We start from the raw sequence: 21,278 nt of genomic DNA, 5'->3' as shown, positions 1-21,278 counted from the left end.
CTCGCGAGCACGCGGCGAGCCATGCGCGGGAGGTGACGGGAGGCAGGCGGTGGCATCCGATTCGCTCGCGCTGCGGCTGAGCGAGAAACGCTCCGAGATGATGAGTTCCGAGCTGGAGGACGTCGCGCTCAGACTCTTCGAGCAACGCGGGTTCCACGAGACTACGGTCGAAGAGATCGCCGTGGGGGCGCGGATCTCGGTTCGGACCTTCTATCGCTACTTCCCGTCGAAGGAAGACGTCCTGCAGCTGAGCATCGAGCGGCGCAGCAAGTCGCTCCAGGCCCGGCTCGCGGCCCGTCCCGCCGACGAGCCCCCGCTGCGCTCGTTGCGCGTCGCGCTGACGGAAGAGTTCCGCGCCCAGGACGCCGACCTGCTCAGGCGCTGGATAGCGGTCATCGCGGCCACTCCATCTCTCGTGCGCGGAGTGCTCGGCGGGATCCAGCTCAACACGCACCGGGTGGTTGCGGACTTCCTCCGCTCCCGGCTGGACTTGCCCGCCGACGCTCTGCTCCCCACGATTCTGGCCGGAGCGGCGGGCGGCGTCATCCAGGCGGCCCAGACGAACTGGTTCCTAAACGGCGGCGACCTGTCGCGCGCGATCTCCGAGGGCCTCGAAGTACTCGAGAACGGAATGAACGCCCACCCGACCCTCGGGGCCGCAGGAAAAGACACGAATCCCGCCCCGGACATCGACTGAACGGCGCTTGAACCGGCGCGGTCACACCTCGCGGCCTCGGCGACGACCGGCGGCGTCGGGCGACGTCCAACCACGACCTGGACGCATCAGGACCCCGCTGGGGTCTCCCAGACTGTGCGCAGGGTGCGGTCGAGGGTGGCATGCGTTTCCCAGTCCGCGCGGACGGCACGGGTAAGCAGCTTTCGGGAGCTGACAAAGGGCAACTGGGCGAAGACGAGGCCCCAGATCCGTTCGCCTACCTGGCGGAGGATCTCCTCGGCTCCGAAGCCCGCCAGCGCTCCCAGCGCGGCGCCGAGCGGTCCGAATAGTCCGGCGATGGGAGAAGCTCGCCATTCCCGTGATCCGTCCGCTCCCGCAGAACGTCGAGCGCGGCTGACTTCGAGGCCGTGTACGCCGCGAAGGTGACCTCGACCTGGTCGATGATCGGGACCCGCCGGTTCACCACATCGAACACCGGGTCTCCGCTGTCGAAGCCACCGGGAAAGGTCACCGCGTAGTTGAACGCAGGCAGGCGGTCGTGCAACACGAGGAGGTCGAAGAACGAGACGAGCCCGCCGAGGTCCCGGGACACGTGTTCCCAGATCCAATCCCCCTGCCCGCCCTGGAGGAAGAGCTCGCCGAGCCGATAGATGAGCGGGTCCACGATCACCTCTGGCCGAAGCGCCGCCCAATCCGTCGGGTTCGCGATCGTGTAGTCGGCCACCAGCCCCGCTCCCGTCACCGCTCGGGTCCTCGTTGGCACTATCCCACCCGCCGAAGCCCTCAGCGGGGCCCAGCCTCCCGGCGTTCAAGGGACCTATCAGGCCCGCTGAGGGCACAGCCCAGCTTCAGCCAGGCCACCCTCTCGGCTAGGTCTCACACGCGCCCGAGCCCGCGGCGCTCAGAGGGCGAGTTCGATGAATGCTCGCGCGAGCCGGTGGTGGGGTTCGGCCGTCGGCGTTCCCGTTCCTCGCCGACAGGTCCGTGAACGCTGCTATCGTCGCCGACGGCGATCTGGCAGGCGGTGGCAGCGGGTTCGCCTCTACCGCCCAGAGGGTCGCCATGTTGATCAGGGGGATCGGCGCAGGTTCCCGGTCGTGGGGGGGGGGGGGGCCCCCCGCCCCCGGCGGGGGGGGGGGGGGGGCGGGGCCCGGGGCCGGGGGCGGGCGGGGCGGCCCCCGCCCGCGCGGCGCACGGCCCGGGGACGATCGCAGCCATGGCGTGCCCGCGTGCGCGACCTCCCAGAGCGTCAGATGACGGAGGTCGGAAGTGCCCATCAACGTCAACGAGATGATCAGCCTTCTTCTGGAGGGAGTCGCGCTCCCCCTGATTGACGTGCGGGATCGGCAGAAGACCCTCGATCGTCTCCACACGCGTTTCTTCCTGGAAGAGTTCGCAGCGCGGTATCCGCAGCACCAACACAACAACCCCGCCGTGTCGGAAGCCTTCATCACGAGGGCGATCGCGGCAATCAACCAGAATCCGCGGATCACGCCGGCCGTCGTCGCGGCCGCGGTGGGCACCGCCGAGGGCGCGCTCGGGCTGGCACACACGGCGCGGCCAGCCCCGCCCGCCCCACAGACCCCGGCCGAACACCTCGTCGCCTGGCTCGACCAGCGCCAGGGAAACTTCACCTGGCAGGGCGAGCCCGAACAGAACGCGCAGAGCAAGCTCGGCGTGGTGAGCGACTTCCGCACCTGGCTCGGCAATCCCGGCCCGCTCGCCAACCCACCAGGCGCCAACACCAGGATGATCTGCTGGGAGGTCGTGCTGCTCGCGGCCGCGAGCGTCCAGATCTACACCGTCGCTCAGCTGCAAACGGCCTACGCCGGCAACCTGCTCAACGGTGTGTTCACGCTGTTCACGACCCACGGCGTACAGCAGATCAACAGGCATGCCCAGTCTGGTTTCAACGTGCCCAACCAGATACCTCGCGGGAACATCATCATGATTCAGTCGACCGCCGCGAACATCGATCACGTCGTCGTCGTCGCCACGCCGAACCCCGCGAACATCTCCCAGATCGAGGTTCTCTCGCTGTGGAACACAGGCACCGGAGGTGTCCTCGGCCGCACCCCGCTGGATCCGCTGCTGTTCGAGGCCAAGACGATCCGCTACGCCACGCTCTGACCTCAGCGCCGGGTGGTTTCTCCACGTATCGGCAGCCCTGCTCGGCTGTCGGTTTGGCTGTCACGTCAGGGGATCAGCGGCCGCTGCCGGATGCGAACCAGACGGTCGGTGAGTACAACCATGCTCCCGATCTTGAGCGCATCGGCGAGTTGGTCGAGGTTGGCCAGCAGGAGGCGCAGCTGTTCCGCGGGACGTCGTCCCCCGTCACGACGGAACAGGATGACTGACGGGCCGCCCGCGCCGCTCTGCGCCAAGATGCCGCCGAAGTCGGTGTCAGCGGAGATCGGAGTCCGGTCTTCTTCTCGCGCAAGGAGAGAACGGTGTTGTCGTCCGTTGCGCCGAGGGCGACGTCTCGTACATGCAGGACATCGTGGCCAGCTTGGCGTAGACCTTCGGCCAGGCTGTCGGACAGGTTGTTGTCGAGCAGGAAACGCATGCCGGGGTCAGGCAGGGATGACGAGCGGGAGCTGGCGCTCGAGTGGTCGATCCGACGGGCCCGAACGCGTCCCTCTTCCTGAAGATCGATTCCTGCATGGGCAATACCGTCGGCACTCCGTCGGCCGTCGCAAGCGGGCCTCGTCTGATCCAGCAGTCAGGCCAGGCCGTCACCAGCGTCAATTCGCAAGTGGAGATCGTGACCCCTGAGCAACGCGCCGGTCACGTCAAGGAGCTGCGGGATCAGCGCCTGACCGGCTGCCTCGGGCAGCCGACACACGGCACGACTGTGACATGTGGCCTACACCGGCCGTAGCGAGAGCCAAGGGGTCATGGTCGAGGTCAATCTGCACATCGTCTTTGTCGACACCGGCCGGGTGGAGACTCAGCTCATCTTCGTCACGGCGAACCGCGAGACGGACGCCGCGCTGATCACGTCGGCGACCGCCCGCGTCGTCCAGCAGATGGACAACCAGTGAGCCGGCAGTCGCGAATCTGGCCAGCCTACGGCGCCATGGGTAACCGGCCAGACAACAGCTGTCGCGGGCGCCACCGGGGGCGATGCCGCGCCCGCCGCGGCCGACGCCAGCTGATCCAGAGCAGGGGTAGACGGAGATAATGGTGCGGCGGGCGCGCGCCGTCGGTGCAGCGCGACGAAATCCAGGCGCTGACGGCACAGCAGGCCCGTCAAATCCTCAAGGTCGCGGCCGGCGACGGCGACCAGGACGAGCGGGGGTCCTGAATCCGGGCTGTTCGCCGGGCTGGACTGCTCGGTGTCGGCAGTCCCTGACCGTGACGTCGGCCGCCGCAGCAGGCACGCATGCTGATCGGGTTGGGACGTGAAAGGGTCGATCGGTGGCGCTTCGCATGATGGTCGACCGTGACTCCCTCACGCTCGACCGGATCTCGCCGCTCTTCGTCGGCGGCAGAGTCTGGCTCCAGGCGGGGAACACGGCCTTCCCCTGTCATGGCTGGACAGACGAGCCGCTCTCGGTCATCGGTTCGATGGGCACCGCCATCGACAGCATCCGCTCGGGCGAGGAAGAGGAATGGGACTTCTACTTCTTCGATGGCTCCTACTTCGTCAAGCTACTGCCTGATACTGCGGAGGATGGCTCTGTTCAGGTCGTCCGGGTCGTGGGACTCGACGACCACGACGAGGACAACCCCGTCATCGGTGTGGACGTCCGGGTCCCGTTGGTCGACCTTCAGACCGCATTCGCCCAAGCCGTCCGGACGCTGCGGGACTGGGCCGACAGCACCGGCTCTCCTGAGCTCATCGCCGCCGTCGCTCGCACAGGCTCGCCGCTGGACGGATGGGGATCGGACGTCGGATGACCGCATGGAACTGACCACGATCACACGACACACGGGCTGCCGCATCCGTGCGGGTGGCTGGTCTCGGGCATCACGTCGCGCATCCGAGCGGTCAACCTGACCCGTCGGAAGGTCTTCAGGCGGTCCTTTTTGTGATCGACCGCGGTTTCTGAGGACGCGAGCGCGCGTGGTCGTGCGCCGAGGTTCTGTGCCGCCCGGCTTGGTGTCTCTGCCTATGGGCGGTCGGTCCAGGGGTTGACGAGTGGGACCTGCATCGGCGCGAAGTCGGACTCGTTGCGGGTGACCAGCGTAAGGCCGTGGACGTGGGCGGTGGCGGCGATGAGTGCGTCGTGGGCCGGGCGCCGGTCGGGCACGTGAAGACGTGCTGCCGAGTCGGCGACGGCTTGGTCGACGTCGAGCAGGCGCCCCACATATGCCGGGAGGACGTTCTGATCGAGCCACGAGTCCAGGACCGCGGCTTGTCTGGCGTCGTGCCGTCGCTTGTTCTCGATGCCAGCCCGCAGCTCCAGCAGGGTGATGACGGAGAGATAGGTGTCCGAGGGCGACAGGGAATCGGACCAGGCGTTGAATCGGTCATCTCGACGTTTCGCGGGCTTGCGGAGCTCGGAGATGATGTTGGTGTCGAGCAGGAAGTTCACAGGTCGACCTCGCGCAGGGAGTCCTGCGGACGCACAGGCTCGAAGTCGATCTCCTCTTCCAGGACGAACGCGTCTCCCAGGCTGCCCGCGGTTCCAGTGAGCCGCTGATACTCGGCGAACGAGAGCAGCACATGTGACGGTCGTCCGTGATCTGTGATGATCACGGGACCGCTGGCGGCGGCGCGCTTGACCGCGCTCACGTCCCGGTTGAACTCTCGCGACGAGACCATCGTCATCGCGACCACCTCCCCGGTAGGTACGTACCTACACTACCCGCTGCGGGGTTACCCCACTCGGTGGTACGTGGCGATCGCGTCCACCGACCGACCGCGTCAGCTCAGCCTGTGGGGCAGAGGAGGCTAATACGAACGCCACGAGACTCCGACCGAGAGCGATGGTCGGGAGCTATCCGGCCAGCGCACGAAGTCGTTCCAACGTGGCCTCGTCGGTGTGGACGAGTCCAACCGTGGGGTGTCTCGGCAGTCGCGGGCCACGGGTCGCCAACGTGACCGCGGTCGCCGCTGCCCGGCGAACGGTCTCCTCGTTGCCGACCATCTGCGCGTAGCGAATAAGGTTTAGATGCCACCGGAACAGATGGTTGTCGAATTTAAGCCCGGCGCGATCGATCCACGAACTCAAAAGTGCGAACGCCTCGTCTGCGGCTTCCTCGAAACCCTTGTCGAGCAGGAGTTCAGCCAAAGCGATCTCAATAGTTCCTGTCGTTCCAGACGACGATGGCTGCTCCGCTTGAACGCGCCGGTACAGCCGCTCGGCCAGCTCCCGCTCGCCGCGCTCGACAGCAAGCTCGGCCAGTTCCTCCCAAGCGCTCGCCTTCTCGCCCAGGGACCCGCCGGGAAAGTCGGCGACCCGCTCGAACAACGCGCGAGCCGCTTCGGCGTTGCCGGCCCTACGCAGGCACACGGCCTTGATCCGAAGGTACTGCGGCCGACTGTACTCGCGAGCACGCGCCAACCGCGTCTCGAAGGCCGCCTGCGCCGAGTCATCCCACTCCGCACCCCGGAACCAGTCTCGATCCACACCCGCATCGTCCCAGGCCAGGACAGAACCCGGACAGAGCGGCCACAACGACCCAGGCCTAAGAGCCCGGTTGTCGCCGCGACCACCGGAAACGATCAAGGCCCGCCGGCTCTGACCCACATCGGTCCGTTGGGCCGCAACTTGCGAGTCCCCCGCCGTACAGGCGCTGTCCAGAGACGCACCGCATCCTGCCTGATGGCGGCACGTGCAAGCCTCGAAGCCACCGACGGAGACTGGCTGCCAACCGGCCGCCCGAGCCGGTCTCCGGCCGACGAACTGATCCATATCAGACGTGCTGACCTGCGGAAACATCAGAAGTGAGCGTGGACCATGTGTACCAGCATCCGAACCGTTTGATCTTGGTTGCTGGTCCTGAAATTGCCGTCCGACCGGTCGCTACCCGCGCCCTGACCAGGGACGATGCCCAGTGACCGCTCGGGCTACGGCTCGGCGTGCCGATATGGGTGGCGCCGCTCGTCGCGCCCGCGGTCGACCTGTCGGTCGTCGGTCTGCTACTCGGCAGCCGGCAGCTCGCTGTGAACGGTGGCTCGGTGGAAGTGCTGCGCTCGGCGCGAAGGCTCCTCCTCTTCGCGAGCACGGTAACGCTCGCCTTGAACATCGCGGAACCCCTGATCGCCGGCCGCTACGGCAAGCAGCCTTCGACGCCGTCGGACCACTGCTCCTTATCGGCTGGGCGGAAATTGACCCGAGTCTCCCATCCTGAGCCGCTGAAGCGGCGCGCGCATTGGGACGGCGTCTACGGCCGATCGGCGGTGAGCGACGTCAGCTGGTTCCCGAGCCGGCCTGCTCGCTTGACCTGGTCGCAACCGCGGGACCAGCGCCGAGCGATCCGATCGTGGATGTCGGCGCCGGCGCCTCGGTCCTCGGCGACCGGCTGCTGGAGCGCGGCTTCCAGGACGTCATCGTGCCGACGGCCGCGATCCGGCTGGTTCACGCCCGCCCGGCCGGATCACGAGGGTTGTTCAGGTGGTGTCGAAGCAGCCGTCGAAATCGAAGACCGGGTTGGTGACGTTCATGCCGTTGGCGGCGCGGATCGTGATCGGGCCGATGACTTTGGTGGGTCCGCCGGCTTCGTAGCAGCCGTTCGGGTGGATGGTCAGTTCGAACTTTCCGGTCGTGGCCTTGCGGTGGATGTCGGTCCAGGTGACCTGGCAGATCCAGTCGCTGCCGGCGCCCTTGTTGTGGGCGGCGGGGTTGGTCCGCGAGCAGGTGGTGCGTGGTGCGACGGCGGCTGCTGTCAGGCCCGGGTGGCCGAGCAGGGTCTGCTGCTGGACATAGAGGTTGGCGAACGTCGGGCCGAGCGCGCGCTCGACGCGGGGTGTGGTCACGTCCGTGGAGCAGCCGCCGAGGAGCCCGGCGAGCGCGCCGGCTGCGCCGAGCGCGACGAGGGCCGCGCGGGCAGCGCGGGGTCGGGTTCGGGGTCGCATGGGTCAGCCTCCGGTGATGTCGCGGCGACGCAGCACGAGGTGGGCGACGGTCAGGCAGACGACGACGTAGCCGGCGCTGACGAGCGCGCCCTGCCACAGCGGCCCGTAGTAGGGGTGGTCTCGGGCGAGGCCGTGCCAGGCGTCGAACGGCGTGACGAGCAGCAGGTGGCGCACGCCGTCGGGGCCGTTGAGGAAGGTGTAGACCTGCATGACCAGCCCGATCACGAGCGGTCCGGCGATACCGACGGCGCTGTTGCGGCTCAGGACCGACAGCATGATCCCGAGCGCGGTGAAGCCGAGGAGCGGTGGCAGCGTGGTGGCCCAGGCCGCCAGGACCAGGTCGGCGGCGCGACCTGAGGGCAGCACGGTCCCGGACAGCCCTTCCAGCGGCTGGTGCCCGACCAGCAGCAAGCCGGCGGCCAGGGTCGCGAGCCCGAGGACGACGATGACGAGCACCGCGAACGTGGCAGCGGCGAGGGTCTTCGCGAGGAAGATCTGCGTCCGGCTATGGGAGCGGGTCAGGATTGTCTTCCAGGTGCCGTACTGGTCCTCGCTGGAGAAGATGTCGCCGGCGACGATGCTCGTCAGCAGCGGGAATACCCACTGGCTGGCGAAGCCGAGGATGAACAGCGGGGTGGCGAAACCGCTGGCATGGATCCATCGGCCGAACAGCGTGTCCTTGGGTACCTGGCTTTGCTGGTCGAGCAGGACGACGAATACGAACGGCGCGACCAGGCAGATCGTGAGGGTCGCGCGGGTGCGGGCCTGCGCGACCAGCTTCGCGGCCTCCCAGCGGTAGGCGGCCCAGACCCGCCCACGGGCCTCGGCAGCCCTGGTGGGGGCGTCGGCCGTGACGGTGGCGGTCATGAGCGCGCTCCGATCGGATGGGCTGGTGCCGGCACCGCGGGGAGCGGCGCAGCCGGGCCGGTGTGGTCGGGGTCGGTGAGCATGAAGAACAGCGACTCCAGCGGTGCCACCTCCAACGCGAGCGCGCGCACGGCGACGCCGGCCTGTCCGAGGGCGATCAGGTAGGCGTCGGTGCCGTCGAGCTGGGCGCGCAGCGCGAGCGCCCCGTCCGGCCGGCGGGTCACGGTGACGTCGCGATGTGCCGCGGCCAGGGCGAACGCCCGCTCGTCGTCGGAGGTCACGAGGCGGTGGGCCGGGTCTGGCGCCTGGGAGCGCAGCGTGTCGATCGAGCCGTGGAACGCGACCCGACCGGTCCGCATGATCGTGACGTTGTCGCAGATCTCCTCGACCTCGTCCATGTTGTGGCTACTCAGCAGCACCGTCAGCCCGCTACCGGCCAGGCGCTTCACCAGCGCGCGCATGTCACGGATACCCGCCGGGTCCAGCCCGTTCGCCGGCTCGTCGAGCACGAGCAGGCGCGGGTCGCGCAGCAGCGACGCGCCGACACCGAGCCGCTGACGCATCCCGAACGAGTAGCCACCGACCTTGTCACCCGCCCGCCCAGCCAGATCCACGACGTCGAGCACCCGGTCGACCGCCTCAGGACCCGCGCCGGCGCCGTCGAGCCCGGCCAACAGCTCCAGATTGCGACGACCAGACAGGTACGGGTAGAAGCGCGGGCTCTCGATGAACCCCGCGACCCCTTCCAACGCCGCCGGCCCGTCGTCCGCCCAGCCGCGGCCGAACAGCCGCAGCCGGCCGGCATCCGGCCGGATCAACCCGAACAGCATCCGCAGGAACGTCGTCTTCCCGGCGCCGTTCGGGCCGAGGAGCCCATAGACCTCCCCGACCTCGACCCGCAGGTCCACATGATCCACAGCCGCCAGGCCGCCGAACCGCTTGACCAGGCCCGTCGCCTCCACCGCCGGCGTCGCTGCCATAGGCCCTCCCACCCCAGCCTCGATCTACTATTGGGCGAATAGTAGACGAGGGTTCCTGTGAGAACGCAAGGACGCCCGGCCGGCTGGACGTGGCGGTACGTGAAGCCGTGGGCGTATGGGAGGCGCGGTACTACTATCGGCTTGATAGTAGGAGGTGGCGTCGAGAGTGTCGGGGCAAGCTCACCGCGGGTCGGGAGCGCTGGAGCGGGAGCTGTTCGCCGCGCTCGCGGCGGCTGGCCGGCCGTTGACCCCGGCCGAGGCGCTGGCGGCGCTCGGCCGGCCCTTGGCCTACACCACGGTGATGACCACGCTCGCCCGGCTGCAGGAGAAAGGAGCGCTCGTCCGGACGCCCGCCGGCCGTTCGTTCACCTACGCGCTCGCGGTCGCGCCGGACACGCTCGACGCGACGCTCACCGCCCGCCAGATGGCGCGCGTCCTGGACCGCGGCACCAACCGCGCCGAAGCGCTCGCCCGGTTCGTCGCTGACCTCGGCCCCGACGATGAACGTCTGCTCGCCGAGCTGCTGCGCGCCCAAGCCGGCCCGAACGACCACGTCACGAGCAACGACGCCGACAGCGTCGGCACCCCCACCGCCGGAACTACCGTCCTCGGTTCCGAGTCCGCGGAGACCTCGCCATGACCCTCGTCGCGCTCGTGCCGTTCGTCTCCAGCGTGCTGCTCGCGGGATTCGGGCCGCGGGCCGGCCGGCGGCTGCCCCCCGCGAGCGCAGCCTGGCTGCTGACCATCGCCTGCCTGACCACCGCGCTGGCGATGGGCTTCGTGCTCGCCGTCGCCGGGTTCGTGCTGCTGGCACGGCTGCCCGCGTTCGTCGCCGTGGGGCACTGGTCGGCCGGCGTCGTCCGTGGCGGCGACCCGCTACCGGCGAGCGCCGGCCTCCTGCCCGCGGCGGCGATGGTCTTCCTGCTGGCCGCGGCGCTCTGGCAGGCGGTCGGCATCGGGCGTGACCTCGCCGGCGCCGAGCGGGCCTGCCGGCGGCTCGGACCGGCTCCCACTGGCCTCATCGTCATCGACGACGAGCACCCCGACGCCTACACGCTGCCCGGCCTCACCGGGCGCATCGTCGTCTCGACCGCCATGCTGCGCGCCCTACCCGCCGACGAGCGACGCGTCCTGCTCGCCCACGAGGACTCGCACCTGCGCCACCGCCACCACCTTTTCACCCAGCTCGCCGACCTCGCCGCCACGGCGAACCCTCTGCTGCGTGGACCAGCCCGCGCCGTGCGCCTCGCCGCCGAACGCTGGGCCGACGAAGACGCCGCCACCGGCACCGGCGACCGAACCGTCGCCGCCCGCGCCCTCGCCCGCGCTGGCCTCGCCCGCGCCGCCGCCGCCCGCGGCCACGGCGTCCTCGCCGCCGTCGACACCGAAGTCGGCCACCGCACTCGCGCACTTCTCCAGCCAGCGCCGCCGCCTCGCCGCATCCTCGCCGCGGGGGTCACCGCCCTGATCGTGGTAACGGTCCTCGCCGCCATCGACACCGAACACCGCACCGAACGCCGCTTCGAACACGCCCGCACCGAATACGCCCGCCAGCGCTGACGCGCGTCCGATACCGCCCATCCTTCCGGCCAGCCAGCCCGCGTACTGCAACATCAGCGTGGGAGGCATGCATGGTCGCCCACGCGCATGGAATGCTCCTCTAGTCGTCGTCGGGAGTGGCTGGGCTGGAAGCCGCAGGTGACCCTCCAGGGTCTATCTGTCCCGATGGGCAGGCGGCAGCGAGCGGGTTGACCCGGTGGCCTCGGCCCGTCCAGCACCTGCGCTCCAGCGCGAGTCGCCGCATCCTGAAAGGAGGGAGTGCGGAACGGGCCCCAATTCGGCCGTCCGTCCGCTCGCCTCGGGAGGTGACCGTGATGATGTACTGGCACTATGGCCATGGCATGGGGGGCTGGGGCTGGCTCGCCATGTCTTTGGGCATGTTGGTGTTCTGGGCCGTGCTCATCGTCGGGGCGGTACTGGTGGTACGTGCGCTGACCAACGCCGGCGATCGGGGTCGTTCCGAGATGCGGCCACCCGCCGCGCCTTCAGCCACCGATGGGCCTGTCCGCCCGTCGCCCGAGCAGGTACTCGCCGATCGCTTCGCCCGGGGTGAGATCGACGAGAAGGAGTACCGCGACCGCCTCGCCACCCTCCGCGAGACAGCCGACCAGCTTGTCAAACACTGACGGCCAACTGAGGCGCTGACCGGTTGCGGCACGGCCCACCATCCAGGGGCGTGATCGGCGTGCCAGTCAGCCCCTCTGCGGGTCGGACGTGCCTCCCGCTTACGCGGGATGGCGAGCTGAACCTCGCTCGGCGGGCTCACCGGCCGTTCTCGGTAGGGCGGGCCGCCAGGCGGAGTCCGCCAGCAGGCGTAGCCCGTTGAGGCCGACGATGACGGTGGAGCCTTCGTGTCCGGCGACGCCCACCGGCAGCGGCAAGGTGCCGGTCAGGTCCCAGATGACGAGTCCGGTGATGAACAGGGCGGCGATCAGCAGGTTCTGTGCGACTAGGCGGCGGGGATCGCGGTGAGTTCGTCGCGGACGATGACCGCGTCAGCTGTCTCCAGGGCGAGGTCGGAGCCGGCGCGGCCCATTGCGATGCCAGCGTGGGCGGCGGCGAGCGATGTCGGGCAGTGGGCGGTGTGGTCGACGAATGCGGGGACGGTCGGTAGAGCGATGGGTAGGAACAGGAGGGTGATGGCGCCGGCGGCGGCGAGGTAACGGCCGGCGGGGCCGAGCGGTGGGTGCGGAGTGAGCAGGCGGCGCACTCGTTCGGCCGTGCCGACGCCGGCCATCGCGAGCAGGGGCGCGGGTGGCTGGCCGGCGACCAGGTCGAGTAGTGCGCGGGCGACAGTGTCCGGCGTGGAGCGGCGGGCGGCACTGTCGTCGGCGGCCATCTCGACCAGGCGGTGGATCTCGTCTTCTGCCGCGGTGAACAGTGGCAGTCTCGGGAAGGCTCGGGCGAGAACTGCGCTGACGGTGGTGATGAGGTAGTGGTGTCCGCGCAGGTGGGCGTGCTCGTGGGCGATGACAGCGTCGAGCAGCGGTGGGTCGAGCAGCGACAGGGCGCCTTCGGAGACGACGACGAGCCGGCCTCGGGCGGGTAGGCAGTAGACCGCTGGGACAGGGTGCGCAACGACGAGGACACCGTCGTGGCTGGGATGGTGGCGGCCGAGCAGGCGCAGCGTGGTGGCGTGTTGTCGGCGCAGCCGCCGTCTGGGTAGCGCGACGGTGGCTGTCGCGTACAGCAGGCGGGCGGCGACGGCCGCCAGCGCGCTGGCTCCGGCCGCGTCCATCGCCAGCGAGGCCGCGGTTCGGGACACATGGTGCAGGGAGATCGCGCACGTCAGGACCAGCGAGATGATCGCGTGGCCGACGGTCGTCACCGGTAGGACCAGCACGACGCCGGCGAGGCAGAAAGCCGCGATGGTGGACAGGCAGGCTGCGAGCCACAGGCCGATGCCGAGCCGGGGTGCCCGGCGCGTCCAGGAGGCGCCCCGCAGTAGCCGCGGCGTGAGGAACAGCATGGTGAGCAGGTAGCCCAGGAGCAGGGGGGTCACCACGTCAGCGGGTGCCCTTTTCCTGCGCTCGCCAGCGCAGTGCGTCGCTGAGCGCTTCGGCCTCGGCGGTGTCCATCGCCCGGACGAAGTGCAGGAGCGCCATACCGCGGTTGTCGGTGGTGGAGAGCACCTCGCTCAGCTGCCGGGCCGTGTATTCGCTGCGCGAGAGGGTCGTGGTGTAGGCGTACCCCCGGCCGGCGCGTTCGCGGGTCAGCCAGCCCTTCTGAAAGAGCCGGTCCATCACGGTCATGACGGTGGTGTACGCGAGTGGGCGGACCGGCTGCAGTTCCCCGAGGATGTCGCGCACGGTGGCGGGCTCGATCCGTGCCCACATCCGGTCCATCACCTCGGCCTCCAGATCGCCGAGCAGCTCCATCCCACCTCCATGCCACCGCCCGGGTGCACCTGACGAAATCCCCGGCCCGAGGCCGCCAGGTCCGCGCTCACTACCGACCGTTTTTACTATTTTCCATAGTAGGTCGATCTGCGAGGAAAGATGCGCCCAGGCGGCGGGCCGCTCTGCCGAGAAGGCCCACCGCCTGGGCGACGCGGTCAGTTCTTCTGGAGGAGCGTCTGCATGGTGGCGATCTCGGCGGTCTGGCTGGTGGCGATCGAGGTGGCCAGCTGCTTGGCCGGGCCGTAGCGGCCGTCGCGCTGCTCGGTGGTCGCCATGGTGATCGCGCCCCGATGGTGCTGGATCATCATGGTGAGGAACATCCGGTCGAAGTCACGGCCCGCGGCGTCGCGCAGCTTGGCCAGGTCTTCGTCGCTCATCATCCCGCCCATCGACATGCCACCGATCGACGCGGCCGAGGTGGCCATGGGCATCGAAGCCATGGGCATCGAGGGCATGGGCGTCATGGGCATGGATGGCATACCGCTGTGGGGCATGTTCATGCCGCCGCTGTGGCTGGGCGCGGCGGTCGGTTCGCCCCAGCTGGTCAGCCAGCCGGTCATCGTGGTGATCTCCGGGGCCTGGGCTTCGCGGATCTTGTGTGCCAGCGTCTTCACAGCCGGTGAGGACGCCCGGGTGTCAGCGAGGTCGGCCATCTCGATGGCCTGCTCGTGGTGGGCGATCATGTCCTGCGTGAAGGTCACATCGGCGGCGTTGTGGTCCGCGCCGGCGGTCCCGCTGCCCATGGTGGTCGTGGCGGCGTTGGCGGTGTTGCCGGTCGAGGTGCCGCCGCAGGCGGCGAGCACGACGGCGGCCAGCACGCCGCCGAACAGGAGAACGAGTCGTTTCATGAATTCCTCGCAAGAGGTCGTCTGGGTGTCCGTTGGCCGGACGGGACGCGTCGTCGCCCGCGCGTATACGGCGCCAGCCGCCCGGCGTGAGCGCCAGGAATCTGGTCATGCGGAATGTGCGAGGCGCCAGTTTGAGGGCACGTCAGCCGGGAGGCGTCGCTGAGTCCGAACGGATCCCGGAGGTCCGGGGACCGTGTAAGGGCAACGCGTCGGGGGGCTTTGGCGCGGGCGTGCGCGTCGGTTTACAGACGGAGCACGCAGAGAGAGGACAGTAACGGCGCGTTCGCTCGCGGCGGGTGCGAAGGCGGGTTGTGGCCGACCGCAGAAGGTCTCCCCGTCGCTTCGCCGCACCGCCTGACGGTAGAGAGCAGAAGGACCGTCAGGCCTGCGAGCAGCGCCAGGGAACGCAGTACGCCCAGGCACATCTCGCCGACGTGACCGTCACAGCCCGCAAAGGCCCTCAGTGCCGCAGGCAGGCCCGTCGGGAAGGCTGGCAGTCGCGCCATGCCCTGCTCCGGCATCGCTGCTGGCCTAGCCATGCCCACGGCGCCACGTGATCCCGGCGCCCCGGATGCCGGTTTCATCATCATGCCGGCACCGGTGTGGATGCCCAGCCCGCCGTGCATCAGCAGGATGCCGAGCAGGACCGCACTGACCAGCACCAGACCGCCGACCCCGCCATGGGGAGCGGCCAGGCCGCGACGGCGGCTGGCTGGGCTGGTCACGGCGTCATCCTTCCAGATTCGCGGTCGCGCGCGGACCGTCGCGCCCGTCCCGTCTGCAGATACGCCGGGATGTCACTCATGCGGATCTAGAGCACTCGGCCGACGTAGTACCGGCTGGTGTAGATCGGCTCCAGCTTGACCACGTCGCCGGTCTGGGGGGCCGCCCACATGTAGCCGTTACCGGCGTAGATACCCATGTGATAAATGTTGTTCGGCGTCCCGAAGAAGATCAGGTCACCCGGCTGCTTGGCGGACTGGGGCACCCGCAAGGTCGCGTTGAACTGCTGCTGGGCGGTCCGGGGCAGGTAGCGGCCGAGCTGTTTGAAGATGTACTGCGAGAAGCCGGAACAATCGAACGCGTACGGACCGGTGGCACCCCAGACGTACGGCTTGCCCTTCTGCAACGACGCCAGATAGACCGCTCTGGCCCCGATGGTGCTCCCCGGGATCGCCGACACATTGCCGCTTGCGCTTCCCGCGATGGTGGAGCTGGTCACGGTGACGGTGGTGGCGTTCGCCACCGAGGGGCGCAGCGCGACCGAGCCGTCGAAGACGGCGGTCACCGTGGTCGTCGAGAGCAGCCGTGCGCCGATCTGCGCGGCCCCATGCTCGTCGGTCCGCAGCGTCGCGCTCGTCGTCCAGCGCGTTCCAGTCACGACGACGACGTTCACGTCCTCATCCACGACCGGCCTGCCCGACAACGCGTCGCGGACGGTAATGGTGAACCGCGCCTCGGCGTTCGGGCTGATGGTGGACTTGGCGGCCTCGATCGTGGTGCTGGTGAAGTCGGGCGTCGGGTTGGCGAGCGCCTCGGCGAGCGAGGCGGCCGGGTGCGTCGAGACCGGGGTTGCGGCACCTGCGAAGGTCGACGCCTGGGTGACCGTGCCGGCGTCGGCCGGGCTGCTGTCGCTCCCGGCGCCGGCGGTCGAGGTCGTCGCGGCGAAGCCCGCGGTCGACACCGCGAGGCTGCTCGTGGCCAGGGCGACAACCGTGGCCACCTGCCGTCGTCCCGTGAAGCGTGGCCGCCAGCTCGCGGTCGGGCGTACGCCGTCGGCTGACGGGCGCCGGGGCGACTGGCCCCGCCTGGGCCACGCCGTGTCGACCGGCAGCTGATCTCTGTGGAGAGCAGGCAACGCGCTTCCTTCCGTGAGCCCGCCGCCCAGCTCGCCCGCCGGGTCGGCGTCGGCTCTTCCGGGAGCCGAAGCCGCCGAGCGCCGCGAGGCCAGCCCAGCGCTGGCACGGCGGTCCCGCCTGGCCGCGATGGTTGGAGACGCTGGACTTGGGGGCGGGACTGACGGGGTCCAGCGTCGCGTGCCAGGTCACCTTAAACCACTATGGCGTGTAGTAGATAGAGGTGGTCCATTTCGCGGTACCGACGTTGGCGGGCGCCGCCCTTACGGTCGCGCGTAGTAGATAACAGTGCGGTGATGATCGGTCGTCAGGTCTTGCCGGGCTCGTCGAGGCCGTTCTCGTAGACGAAGGTCACGGCCTGGATGCGGTCGCGGAGGCCGTGCTCGGCCAGGACCCGCTTGGCGTGAGTGCGGACGGTGGACTCCTCGACGACCGGCTGTCGCGCGATCTCGCGGTTGGACAGGCCGCGGGCCATCAGGTCGAGGACCTCGCGCTCGCAAGACGGCGCTCACCCACCGGGTGGAGACGATCGGCGCCCGGGAAGGACTGGGACTGACCTGTAGAGCGGGCGCGGCCACCACCGGGCCGTTCCGTCGGCGCCTACCGCCCAGCGCGGTCTTCGTCACCGGCGTCGGGATTGTCGGCACTGCTCTCGTGCGCCGCCGGGCCGGCCTGGTGCCCACCGCTCTCGTGACCCTTGTGCTGCGCGTCGTGATCGTGGCCGGCCATGTCGTTGGGGCCGCCGCCCATCATCGCGAGCATGGCCGTCCCGCCGGTACGCACGAAACGCACGACGAGGGCGGCGGCGAGCGCCAGGAACGCGATGTTGAGGAACGTCGTGTAGTTCCACGACAGGTGCGCCATCTCGACCCTCGCGTGACGTCCCGACGGGATGAGACCGGCGACGCCGAAGAGGATCTCGACGAGGTAGCCCGCGATGACCATGGAGGCGTAGAAGGTGACGGCCAGGAATGCCGTCATGCGGACGCCGTAGTACCTCCGGTAGATCGTCAGGATCGGGAGGATCAGCAGGTCAGCGAAGATGAAGCTCGCGACCCCGCCGAAGCTGATCCCGCCGTTCCACAGCACCGCGGCCAATGGCACATTGCCGATCGAGCAGACGAAGCTGACGACCGCGACGAGCGGGCCGACGAGCGGGCCCCAGATCTTGGCCAGCAGCGGATGGTCGGTCAGGAAGAAGTGCTGCCAGAAGCTGTCGGGCACCCAGGCGCCGATCGCGCCGGCGATGAGCAGGCCGATCACGATGTCTCGCAGCACCGCCGCCCATTCCATGACGAAGATGTGGCTGACCGCGGTGCGTCCCCCGGGCGACGAGAGCCGCCGCCAGAACGAGCCCTGCTCCTGGACGCTCATGTCCATCGCGGCGTGGCCCTCCATCGACCCGGCCAGCCCGCGGTCCGCCTGCCGGCGGGCCTGGGCGACCAGCGCCGGCCGGAGGAACAGACGGAACAACGCCGCCAGGGCGACGATCATGATCGGGCCGCCGACGAACTCGCCGAGGGTGAACTGCCAGCCGAGCAGCAGCGCCAGGATGATGCCCAGCTCGATCACCAGGTTCGTCGAGGCGATCTCGAAGGCCATCGCGGCGGTGAAGTTCGCGCCCTTGCGAAACAGCGAGCGCGCCAGGGCCACCGCCGCGTAGGAGCACGACGACGACGCCGCGCCCAGCCCAGCCGCGACGGTCAGGGTCCTGGGCCGGTCGTCGCCGAGCAGGCCGGTGATGGTCTGTCGACGGACCAGGGCCTGGACCGCGGCGGACAGGAAGAACCCGAGGACAAGCGCCCAGGTGATCTCCCACGTCATCGCGAACGCCAGCTCTAGCGCGTGACCGAGTGCGGCTAGAAGAGCCATCAGTTGCCGCCTCCGCGGGTCGGGCTGGCCGCTGTCAGCCGCGTCGCATCAGCCGTGCGACGGAGGCCATGAGCTCGTCGGTCTTGTCGACCCGGTCGGCACCATCGGCGCCCATCACGCAGTGGCGAGCGTGATCGTCGAGCAGGCCGAGGGCGACCTTGTCGAGAGCGGCCTGAATGGCGCTGATCTGGGTCAGCACGTCGATGCAGTAGCGATCGTCGGCGACCATGCCCAGCACGCCGCGGACCTGCCCCTCGATCCGCTTCAGCCGCGCCAGCAGCCCCTCTTTCGTGGCGCTGTAGCCCCGCGCCGGGGTGCTGGCTGGGGCGGTCTCGCTGGTCGACATCGCAGTTCTCCTCATCGGCAGTCGAGGCCCGACTATACCCTCCCCCCGTATGGTACCTTCGCTCCACAGATACCCCCACCAGGTATGAAGGAGATCAGGATGACGGTGCCGAGCGAGGCCGGTCAGACCCGCGACTACACAGTGCGGGGCATGACCTGCGGCCACTGCGTGGCCTCGGTGCGCGAGGAGGTCGGGGAGGTGTCCGGCGTCGGCGCCGTGGAGGTCGATCTGGCGTCCGGCCGGATGACCGTCTCCGGTGACAGCTTCGACGACGACGCGGTACGTGCAGCGGTAGCTGCGGCTGGCTACGAGGTTTCGGGGGCAGTGCTGTGACGATGGCTCCCGGGTCGGCCACAGCGCACGTCGAGCTTCCGGTCAGCGGGATGACCTGTGCGTCGTGCGCCAACCGCATCGAACGCAAGCTCAACAAGCTCGCCGGTGTCACCGCGACGGTGAACTACGCGACCGAGAGGGCCAGCGTCGACTACGACGCCGCAACGGTCGGGCCGACCGAGCTCGTCGCCGTCGTCGAGGCCGCCGGCTACCGGGCCGTCCTGCCGTCCGCGGCGCCGAAACCCTCGGCGGCCAGCACCGACGATGGCGAGGCCGCCGAAACCGCGTCGCTACGGCAACGGCTGCTGATTTCACTGACGCTGATGCTGCCGGTTCTCGCGTTGGCCATGATTGCGCCGTTGCAGTTCGAGGACTGGCAGTGGCTGTCCCTCACGCTGGCGGCGCCGGTCGCGGTCTGGGGCGCGTGGCCGTTCCACCGGGCCGCCTGGGCGAACCTCAGGCACGCGACGGCGACGATGGACACGCTGATCAGTGTCGGGGTGCTGGCCGCGTTCGGCTGGTCGCTGTACGCACTGTTCCTGGGGGACGCCGGGAAGCCCGGCATGCGGATGCATTTCGAGCTCATTCCCGAGCGGGGCGCGGGTGGTGAGGAGATCTACCTGGAGGTCGCCGCCGCGGTGACCGTGTTCATCCTCGCCGGCCGGTACTTCGAGGTGCGGGCCAAGCGCCGCGCCGGCGCCGCGCTGACCGCGCTGCTGGAGCTCGGCGCCAAGGATGTCGCCGTCCTCGACGCGGCCGGCGCCGAGCGTCGCATCCCGGTGGAGCGGCTGGCGGCCGGCGACCGGTTCGTCGTCCGCCCCGGCGAGAAGGTCGCCGCCGACGGCCTTGTCGAGTCCGGCACCAGCGCCGTCGACCAGTCGCTGCTGACGGGCGAGTCGATTCCGGTGGAAAAGCGGCCGGGCGACGAGGTCACGGGTGGCGCCGTCAACGTCGGCGGCCGGCTGGTCGTGCGCGCCACCAAGGTCGGCGCCGACACCGCGCTCGCGCAGATCGCCAGGCTTGTCACCGCCGCCCAGACCGGCAAGGCGCCCGTGCAGCGACTCGCCGACCGCGTCTCCGGCGTGTTCGTCCCGGTCGTCATCGTCCTGGCCCTGGCCACCCTGGCCTTCTGGCTCGCCGTCGGCGCGGACACGACGTTCGCGTTCACCGCTGCGGTCGCGGTCCTGATCATCGCCTGCCCCTGTGCGCTGGGGCTCGCGACACCGACGGCACTCCTGGTCGGCACCGGTCGTGGAGCGCAGCTCGGGCTGCTGATCAAGGGCCCGGAAATCCTGGAGTCCACCCGCCGGGTCGACACGATCGTGCTCGACAAGACCGGCACCGTCACCACCGGCCGGATGAGCCTCGTCGACATCGCCCTCGCCGACGGCCAGACCCGCGGGGAGGTGCTGCGCCTGGCCGGGGCGGTGGAGGACGCCTCCGAACACCCGATCGCGCGGGCCATCGCCCGCGCCGCCCGCACCGAACTCGGCACGCTGCCCCCACTGGACGGCTTCGCCAACCGGGAAGGCCTCGGCGTCGAGGGCGTCGTCGATGGCCACGGCATGCAGGTCGGCCGCCCCTCACTGATGGCCGCCTGGAGCCTCACCGTCCCCGCCGACCTCGACGCAGCCCGTCAGACGGCCGAGGCAGCTGGCCGCACCGCCGTACTCGTCGCCTGGGATGGCGCGGTCCGCGGCGTGATGGTCGTCGCCGATACGGTCAAACCCACCTCGGCCGACGCCATCGCGTCGCTGCGGGCGCTCGGGCTGCGGCCGGTGCTGCTCACCGGCGACAACCACACGACGGCGCGGGCGGTCGCCGCGGAGGTCGGCATCGACGAGGTCATCGCCGAGGTCCTACCCGCCGACAAAGCCAACGTCGTCCGCCAGCTTCAGGCCGAGGGACGGGTCGTCGCGATGGTCGGCGACGGTGTCAACGACGCCCCCGCCCTCGCCCAGGCCGACCTGGGCATGGCGATCGGCACCGGCACCGACGTCGCCATGGAAGCCAGCGACCTGACCCTCATCTCCGGCGACCTACGGGCCGCCGCCGACGCGATCCAGCTGTCCCGAGCGACGCTGCGCACCATCAAGCAGAACCTCGCCTGGGCGTTCGCCTACAACATCGCCGCACTGCCACTCGCCGCCGCCGGGCTCCTCAACCCGCTCCTCGCCGGGCTCGCGATGGCGTTCTCCAGCGTCTCCGTCGTCACCAACGCACTACGCCTGCGCCGTTACCACCCCCACCACCCAGCCGACCCCACACGCCACCCGAACCCGGCGACCGCGACCCCCGAGCCGGCGACGGTGTGAGCAGGCGCGATCCACGAACGGCCCGCCACGCCGCCCGATCCGGATCTTCCCGACTCGGCGGCTGAACATCCGCTCCGGCCGCACAGCCGGGCAGCGAAATCCACACCCAGATCGATCGCGCTATCGGCCTGGCCAGCGGTGAGCCTCGGGAGGCTGCTTGATCGACGGGAAGGCGGCGATCCTCGCGCGCGCGGAGCTT

The 21,278-nt window shown here is 69.7% G+C and carries 23 protein-coding genes and 5 pseudogenes; 11 read left to right on the top strand and 17 right to left on the bottom strand.

The features are described from left to right. Positions 1-49 precede the first annotated feature (49 nt). Entirely contained in the window at positions 50-697 is a 648-nt protein-coding gene (locus I6A60_RS15655; RefSeq protein WP_203023261.1) for a TetR family transcriptional regulator, read from the top strand. A 235-nt stretch (positions 698-932) separates the two neighbouring features. Here the strand turns inward: I6A60_RS15655 and I6A60_RS15650 are convergent, their stop codons facing one another. Further along, positions 933-1,418: a hypothetical protein gene (locus I6A60_RS15650; RefSeq protein WP_203023262.1), complete on the bottom strand. Its 486-nt coding sequence runs from the start codon at positions 1,416-1,418 to the stop codon at positions 933-935. A 527-nt stretch (positions 1,419-1,945) separates the two neighbouring features. Between I6A60_RS15650 and I6A60_RS15645 the strand changes: the two genes are divergently transcribed. Further along, the gene (locus tag I6A60_RS15645; RefSeq protein ID WP_203023263.1) at positions 1,946-2,806 is read left to right on the top strand and encodes a hypothetical protein; all 861 of its coding nucleotides are present in this window, start codon (positions 1,946-1,948) and stop codon (positions 2,804-2,806) included. Positions 2,807-2,871: 65 nt separating this feature from the next. Here I6A60_RS15645 and I6A60_RS44035 read toward each other — a convergent pair. Further along, positions 2,872-3,242, bottom strand: a pseudogene (locus tag I6A60_RS44035) (DUF5615 family PIN-like protein). Between the two features lie 42 nt (positions 3,243-3,284). Here I6A60_RS44035 and I6A60_RS15635 point away from each other — a divergent pair. The 3 genes from I6A60_RS15635 to I6A60_RS15625 all read left to right on the top strand — a co-directional run bounded on the left by I6A60_RS15635 (position 3,285) and on the right by I6A60_RS15625 (position 4,579). Continuing rightward, positions 3,285-3,557, top strand: a complete 273-nt coding sequence (locus I6A60_RS15635; protein WP_203023264.1) for a hypothetical protein — start codon at positions 3,285-3,287, stop codon at positions 3,555-3,557. A 16-nt stretch (positions 3,558-3,573) separates the two neighbouring features. Beyond that, entirely contained in the window at positions 3,574-3,720 is a 147-nt protein-coding gene (locus I6A60_RS15630) for a hypothetical protein (RefSeq protein WP_203023265.1), read from the top strand. Between the two features lie 388 nt (positions 3,721-4,108). Beyond that, complete coding sequence (locus tag I6A60_RS15625) at positions 4,109-4,579, top strand: hypothetical protein (RefSeq protein ID WP_238435513.1); 471 nt, start codon at positions 4,109-4,111, stop codon at positions 4,577-4,579. 212 nt (positions 4,580-4,791) lie between these two features. Here I6A60_RS15625 and I6A60_RS15620 read toward each other — a convergent pair whose 3' ends face one another. The 3 genes from I6A60_RS15620 to I6A60_RS15610 all read right to left on the bottom strand — a co-directional run bounded on the left by I6A60_RS15620 (position 4,792) and on the right by I6A60_RS15610 (position 6,255). Continuing rightward, entirely contained in the window at positions 4,792-5,217 is a 426-nt protein-coding gene (locus I6A60_RS15620; RefSeq protein WP_203023267.1) for a type II toxin-antitoxin system VapC family toxin, read from the bottom strand. Further along, complete coding sequence (locus I6A60_RS15615) at positions 5,214-5,453, bottom strand: type II toxin-antitoxin system Phd/YefM family antitoxin (RefSeq protein ID WP_238435512.1); 240 nt, start codon at positions 5,451-5,453, stop codon at positions 5,214-5,216. Before I6A60_RS15615 ends, I6A60_RS15620 begins: the two co-directional genes overlap by 4 nt. Before the next feature lie 169 nt (positions 5,454-5,622). Beyond that, positions 5,623-6,255 (bottom strand): lipopolysaccharide assembly protein LapB, encoded by a 633-nt coding sequence (locus I6A60_RS15610; protein ID WP_203023268.1) that lies wholly within the window; start codon positions 6,253-6,255, stop codon positions 5,623-5,625. 434 nt (positions 6,256-6,689) lie between these two features. Between I6A60_RS15610 and I6A60_RS41645 the strand changes: the two are divergent. Further along, positions 6,690-6,970, top strand: a pseudogene (locus tag I6A60_RS41645) (hypothetical protein); the annotation flags it as partial. A gap of 268 nt (positions 6,971-7,238) precedes the next feature. Here I6A60_RS41645 and I6A60_RS15605 read toward each other — a convergent pair. From I6A60_RS15605 to I6A60_RS15595, 3 genes are read right to left on the bottom strand one after another with little or no spacing between them, the layout of a single operon-like run. Beyond that, the gene (locus I6A60_RS15605; protein ID WP_203023269.1) at positions 7,239-7,703 is read right to left on the bottom strand and encodes a hypothetical protein; all 465 of its coding nucleotides are present in this window, start codon (positions 7,701-7,703) and stop codon (positions 7,239-7,241) included. A gap of 3 nt (positions 7,704-7,706) precedes the next feature. After that, positions 7,707-8,570 carry an ABC transporter permease gene (locus I6A60_RS15600; protein ID WP_203023270.1) on the bottom strand — a complete coding sequence of 288 codons (864 nt, stop codon included), beginning with the start codon at positions 8,568-8,570 and terminating at the stop codon, positions 7,707-7,709. Next, complete coding sequence (locus tag I6A60_RS15595; protein ID WP_203023271.1) at positions 8,567-9,550, bottom strand: ABC transporter ATP-binding protein; 984 nt, start codon at positions 9,548-9,550, stop codon at positions 8,567-8,569. The genes I6A60_RS15600 and I6A60_RS15595 overlap by 4 nt, the downstream gene beginning before the upstream one ends. A gap of 166 nt (positions 9,551-9,716) precedes the next feature. On the opposite strand from I6A60_RS15595, the gene I6A60_RS15590 reads away from it, so the two are divergent. The 3 genes from I6A60_RS15590 (at position 9,717) to I6A60_RS15580 (ending at position 11,736) form a co-directional block, all read left to right on the top strand. Next, positions 9,717-10,190 carry a BlaI/MecI/CopY family transcriptional regulator gene (locus I6A60_RS15590; RefSeq protein WP_203023272.1) on the top strand — a complete coding sequence of 158 codons (474 nt, stop codon included), beginning with the start codon at positions 9,717-9,719 and terminating at the stop codon, positions 10,188-10,190. Beyond that, entirely contained in the window at positions 10,187-11,110 is a 924-nt protein-coding gene (locus tag I6A60_RS15585) for a M56 family metallopeptidase (protein ID WP_203023273.1), read from the top strand. The genes I6A60_RS15590 and I6A60_RS15585 overlap by 4 nt, the downstream gene beginning before the upstream one ends. 314 nt (positions 11,111-11,424) lie before the next feature. After that, positions 11,425-11,736 carry an SHOCT domain-containing protein gene (locus I6A60_RS15580; RefSeq protein WP_203023293.1) on the top strand — a complete coding sequence of 104 codons (312 nt, stop codon included), beginning with the start codon at positions 11,425-11,427 and terminating at the stop codon, positions 11,734-11,736. A 99-nt stretch (positions 11,737-11,835) separates the two neighbouring features. On the opposite strand, the pseudogene I6A60_RS44030 reads toward I6A60_RS15580, so the two are convergent. From I6A60_RS44030 to I6A60_RS15540, 9 genes and pseudogenes are all read right to left on the bottom strand, one after another. Beyond that, positions 11,836-12,176 (bottom strand): annotated as a pseudogene (locus tag I6A60_RS44030) (heavy metal translocating P-type ATPase); the annotation flags it as partial. Positions 12,177-12,536: 360 nt separating this feature from the next. Beyond that, a pseudogene (locus I6A60_RS44025) lies at positions 12,537-12,848 on the bottom strand (M48 family metalloprotease); the annotation flags it as partial. A 268-nt stretch (positions 12,849-13,116) separates the two neighbouring features. Next, the gene (locus I6A60_RS15570) at positions 13,117-13,488 is read right to left on the bottom strand and encodes a BlaI/MecI/CopY family transcriptional regulator (protein ID WP_203023274.1); all 372 of its coding nucleotides are present in this window, start codon (positions 13,486-13,488) and stop codon (positions 13,117-13,119) included. A 176-nt stretch (positions 13,489-13,664) separates the two neighbouring features. Continuing rightward, positions 13,665-14,357, bottom strand: a complete 693-nt coding sequence (locus I6A60_RS15565; protein ID WP_203023275.1) for a DUF305 domain-containing protein — start codon at positions 14,355-14,357, stop codon at positions 13,665-13,667. 242 nt (positions 14,358-14,599) lie between these two features. After that, positions 14,600-15,082, bottom strand: coding sequence for a hypothetical protein (locus tag I6A60_RS15560; protein WP_307873698.1), 483 nt, complete (start codon positions 15,080-15,082; stop codon positions 14,600-14,602). A gap of 86 nt (positions 15,083-15,168) precedes the next feature. Further along, a complete protein-coding gene (locus tag I6A60_RS15555; protein ID WP_203023276.1) occupies positions 15,169-16,080 on the bottom strand; it encodes a C40 family peptidase in 912 nt (303 codons plus the stop codon). Between the two features lie 440 nt (positions 16,081-16,520). Continuing rightward, positions 16,521-16,709, bottom strand: a pseudogene (locus tag I6A60_RS15550) (response regulator transcription factor); the annotation flags it as partial. Positions 16,710-16,813: 104 nt separating this feature from the next. Next, entirely contained in the window at positions 16,814-18,085 is a 1,272-nt protein-coding gene (locus tag I6A60_RS15545) for a permease (RefSeq protein WP_203023277.1), read from the bottom strand. Positions 18,086-18,119: 34 nt separating this feature from the next. Then, complete coding sequence (locus I6A60_RS15540; protein WP_203023278.1) at positions 18,120-18,431, bottom strand: metal-sensitive transcriptional regulator; 312 nt, start codon at positions 18,429-18,431, stop codon at positions 18,120-18,122. 99 nt (positions 18,432-18,530) lie between these two features. On the opposite strand from I6A60_RS15540, the gene I6A60_RS15535 reads away from it, so the two are divergent. Next, positions 18,531-18,764: a heavy-metal-associated domain-containing protein gene (locus tag I6A60_RS15535; RefSeq protein WP_203023279.1), complete on the top strand. Its 234-nt coding sequence runs from the start codon at positions 18,531-18,533 to the stop codon at positions 18,762-18,764. 50 nt (positions 18,765-18,814) lie between these two features. Beyond that, the gene (locus I6A60_RS15530; protein WP_374113356.1) at positions 18,815-21,079 is read left to right on the top strand and encodes a heavy metal translocating P-type ATPase; all 2,265 of its coding nucleotides are present in this window, start codon (positions 18,815-18,817) and stop codon (positions 21,077-21,079) included. The last annotated feature ends 199 nt before the right edge of the window (positions 21,080-21,278 follow it).

The sequence above is a fragment of the Frankia sp. AgB1.9 genome, from assembly GCF_016786355.1.
Classification (GTDB): domain Bacteria; phylum Actinomycetota; class Actinomycetes; order Frankiales; family Frankiaceae; genus Pseudofrankia.
Note: the sequence above shows the minus strand (reverse complement) of the source record. Positions and strands in the feature narration are given on the sequence as shown.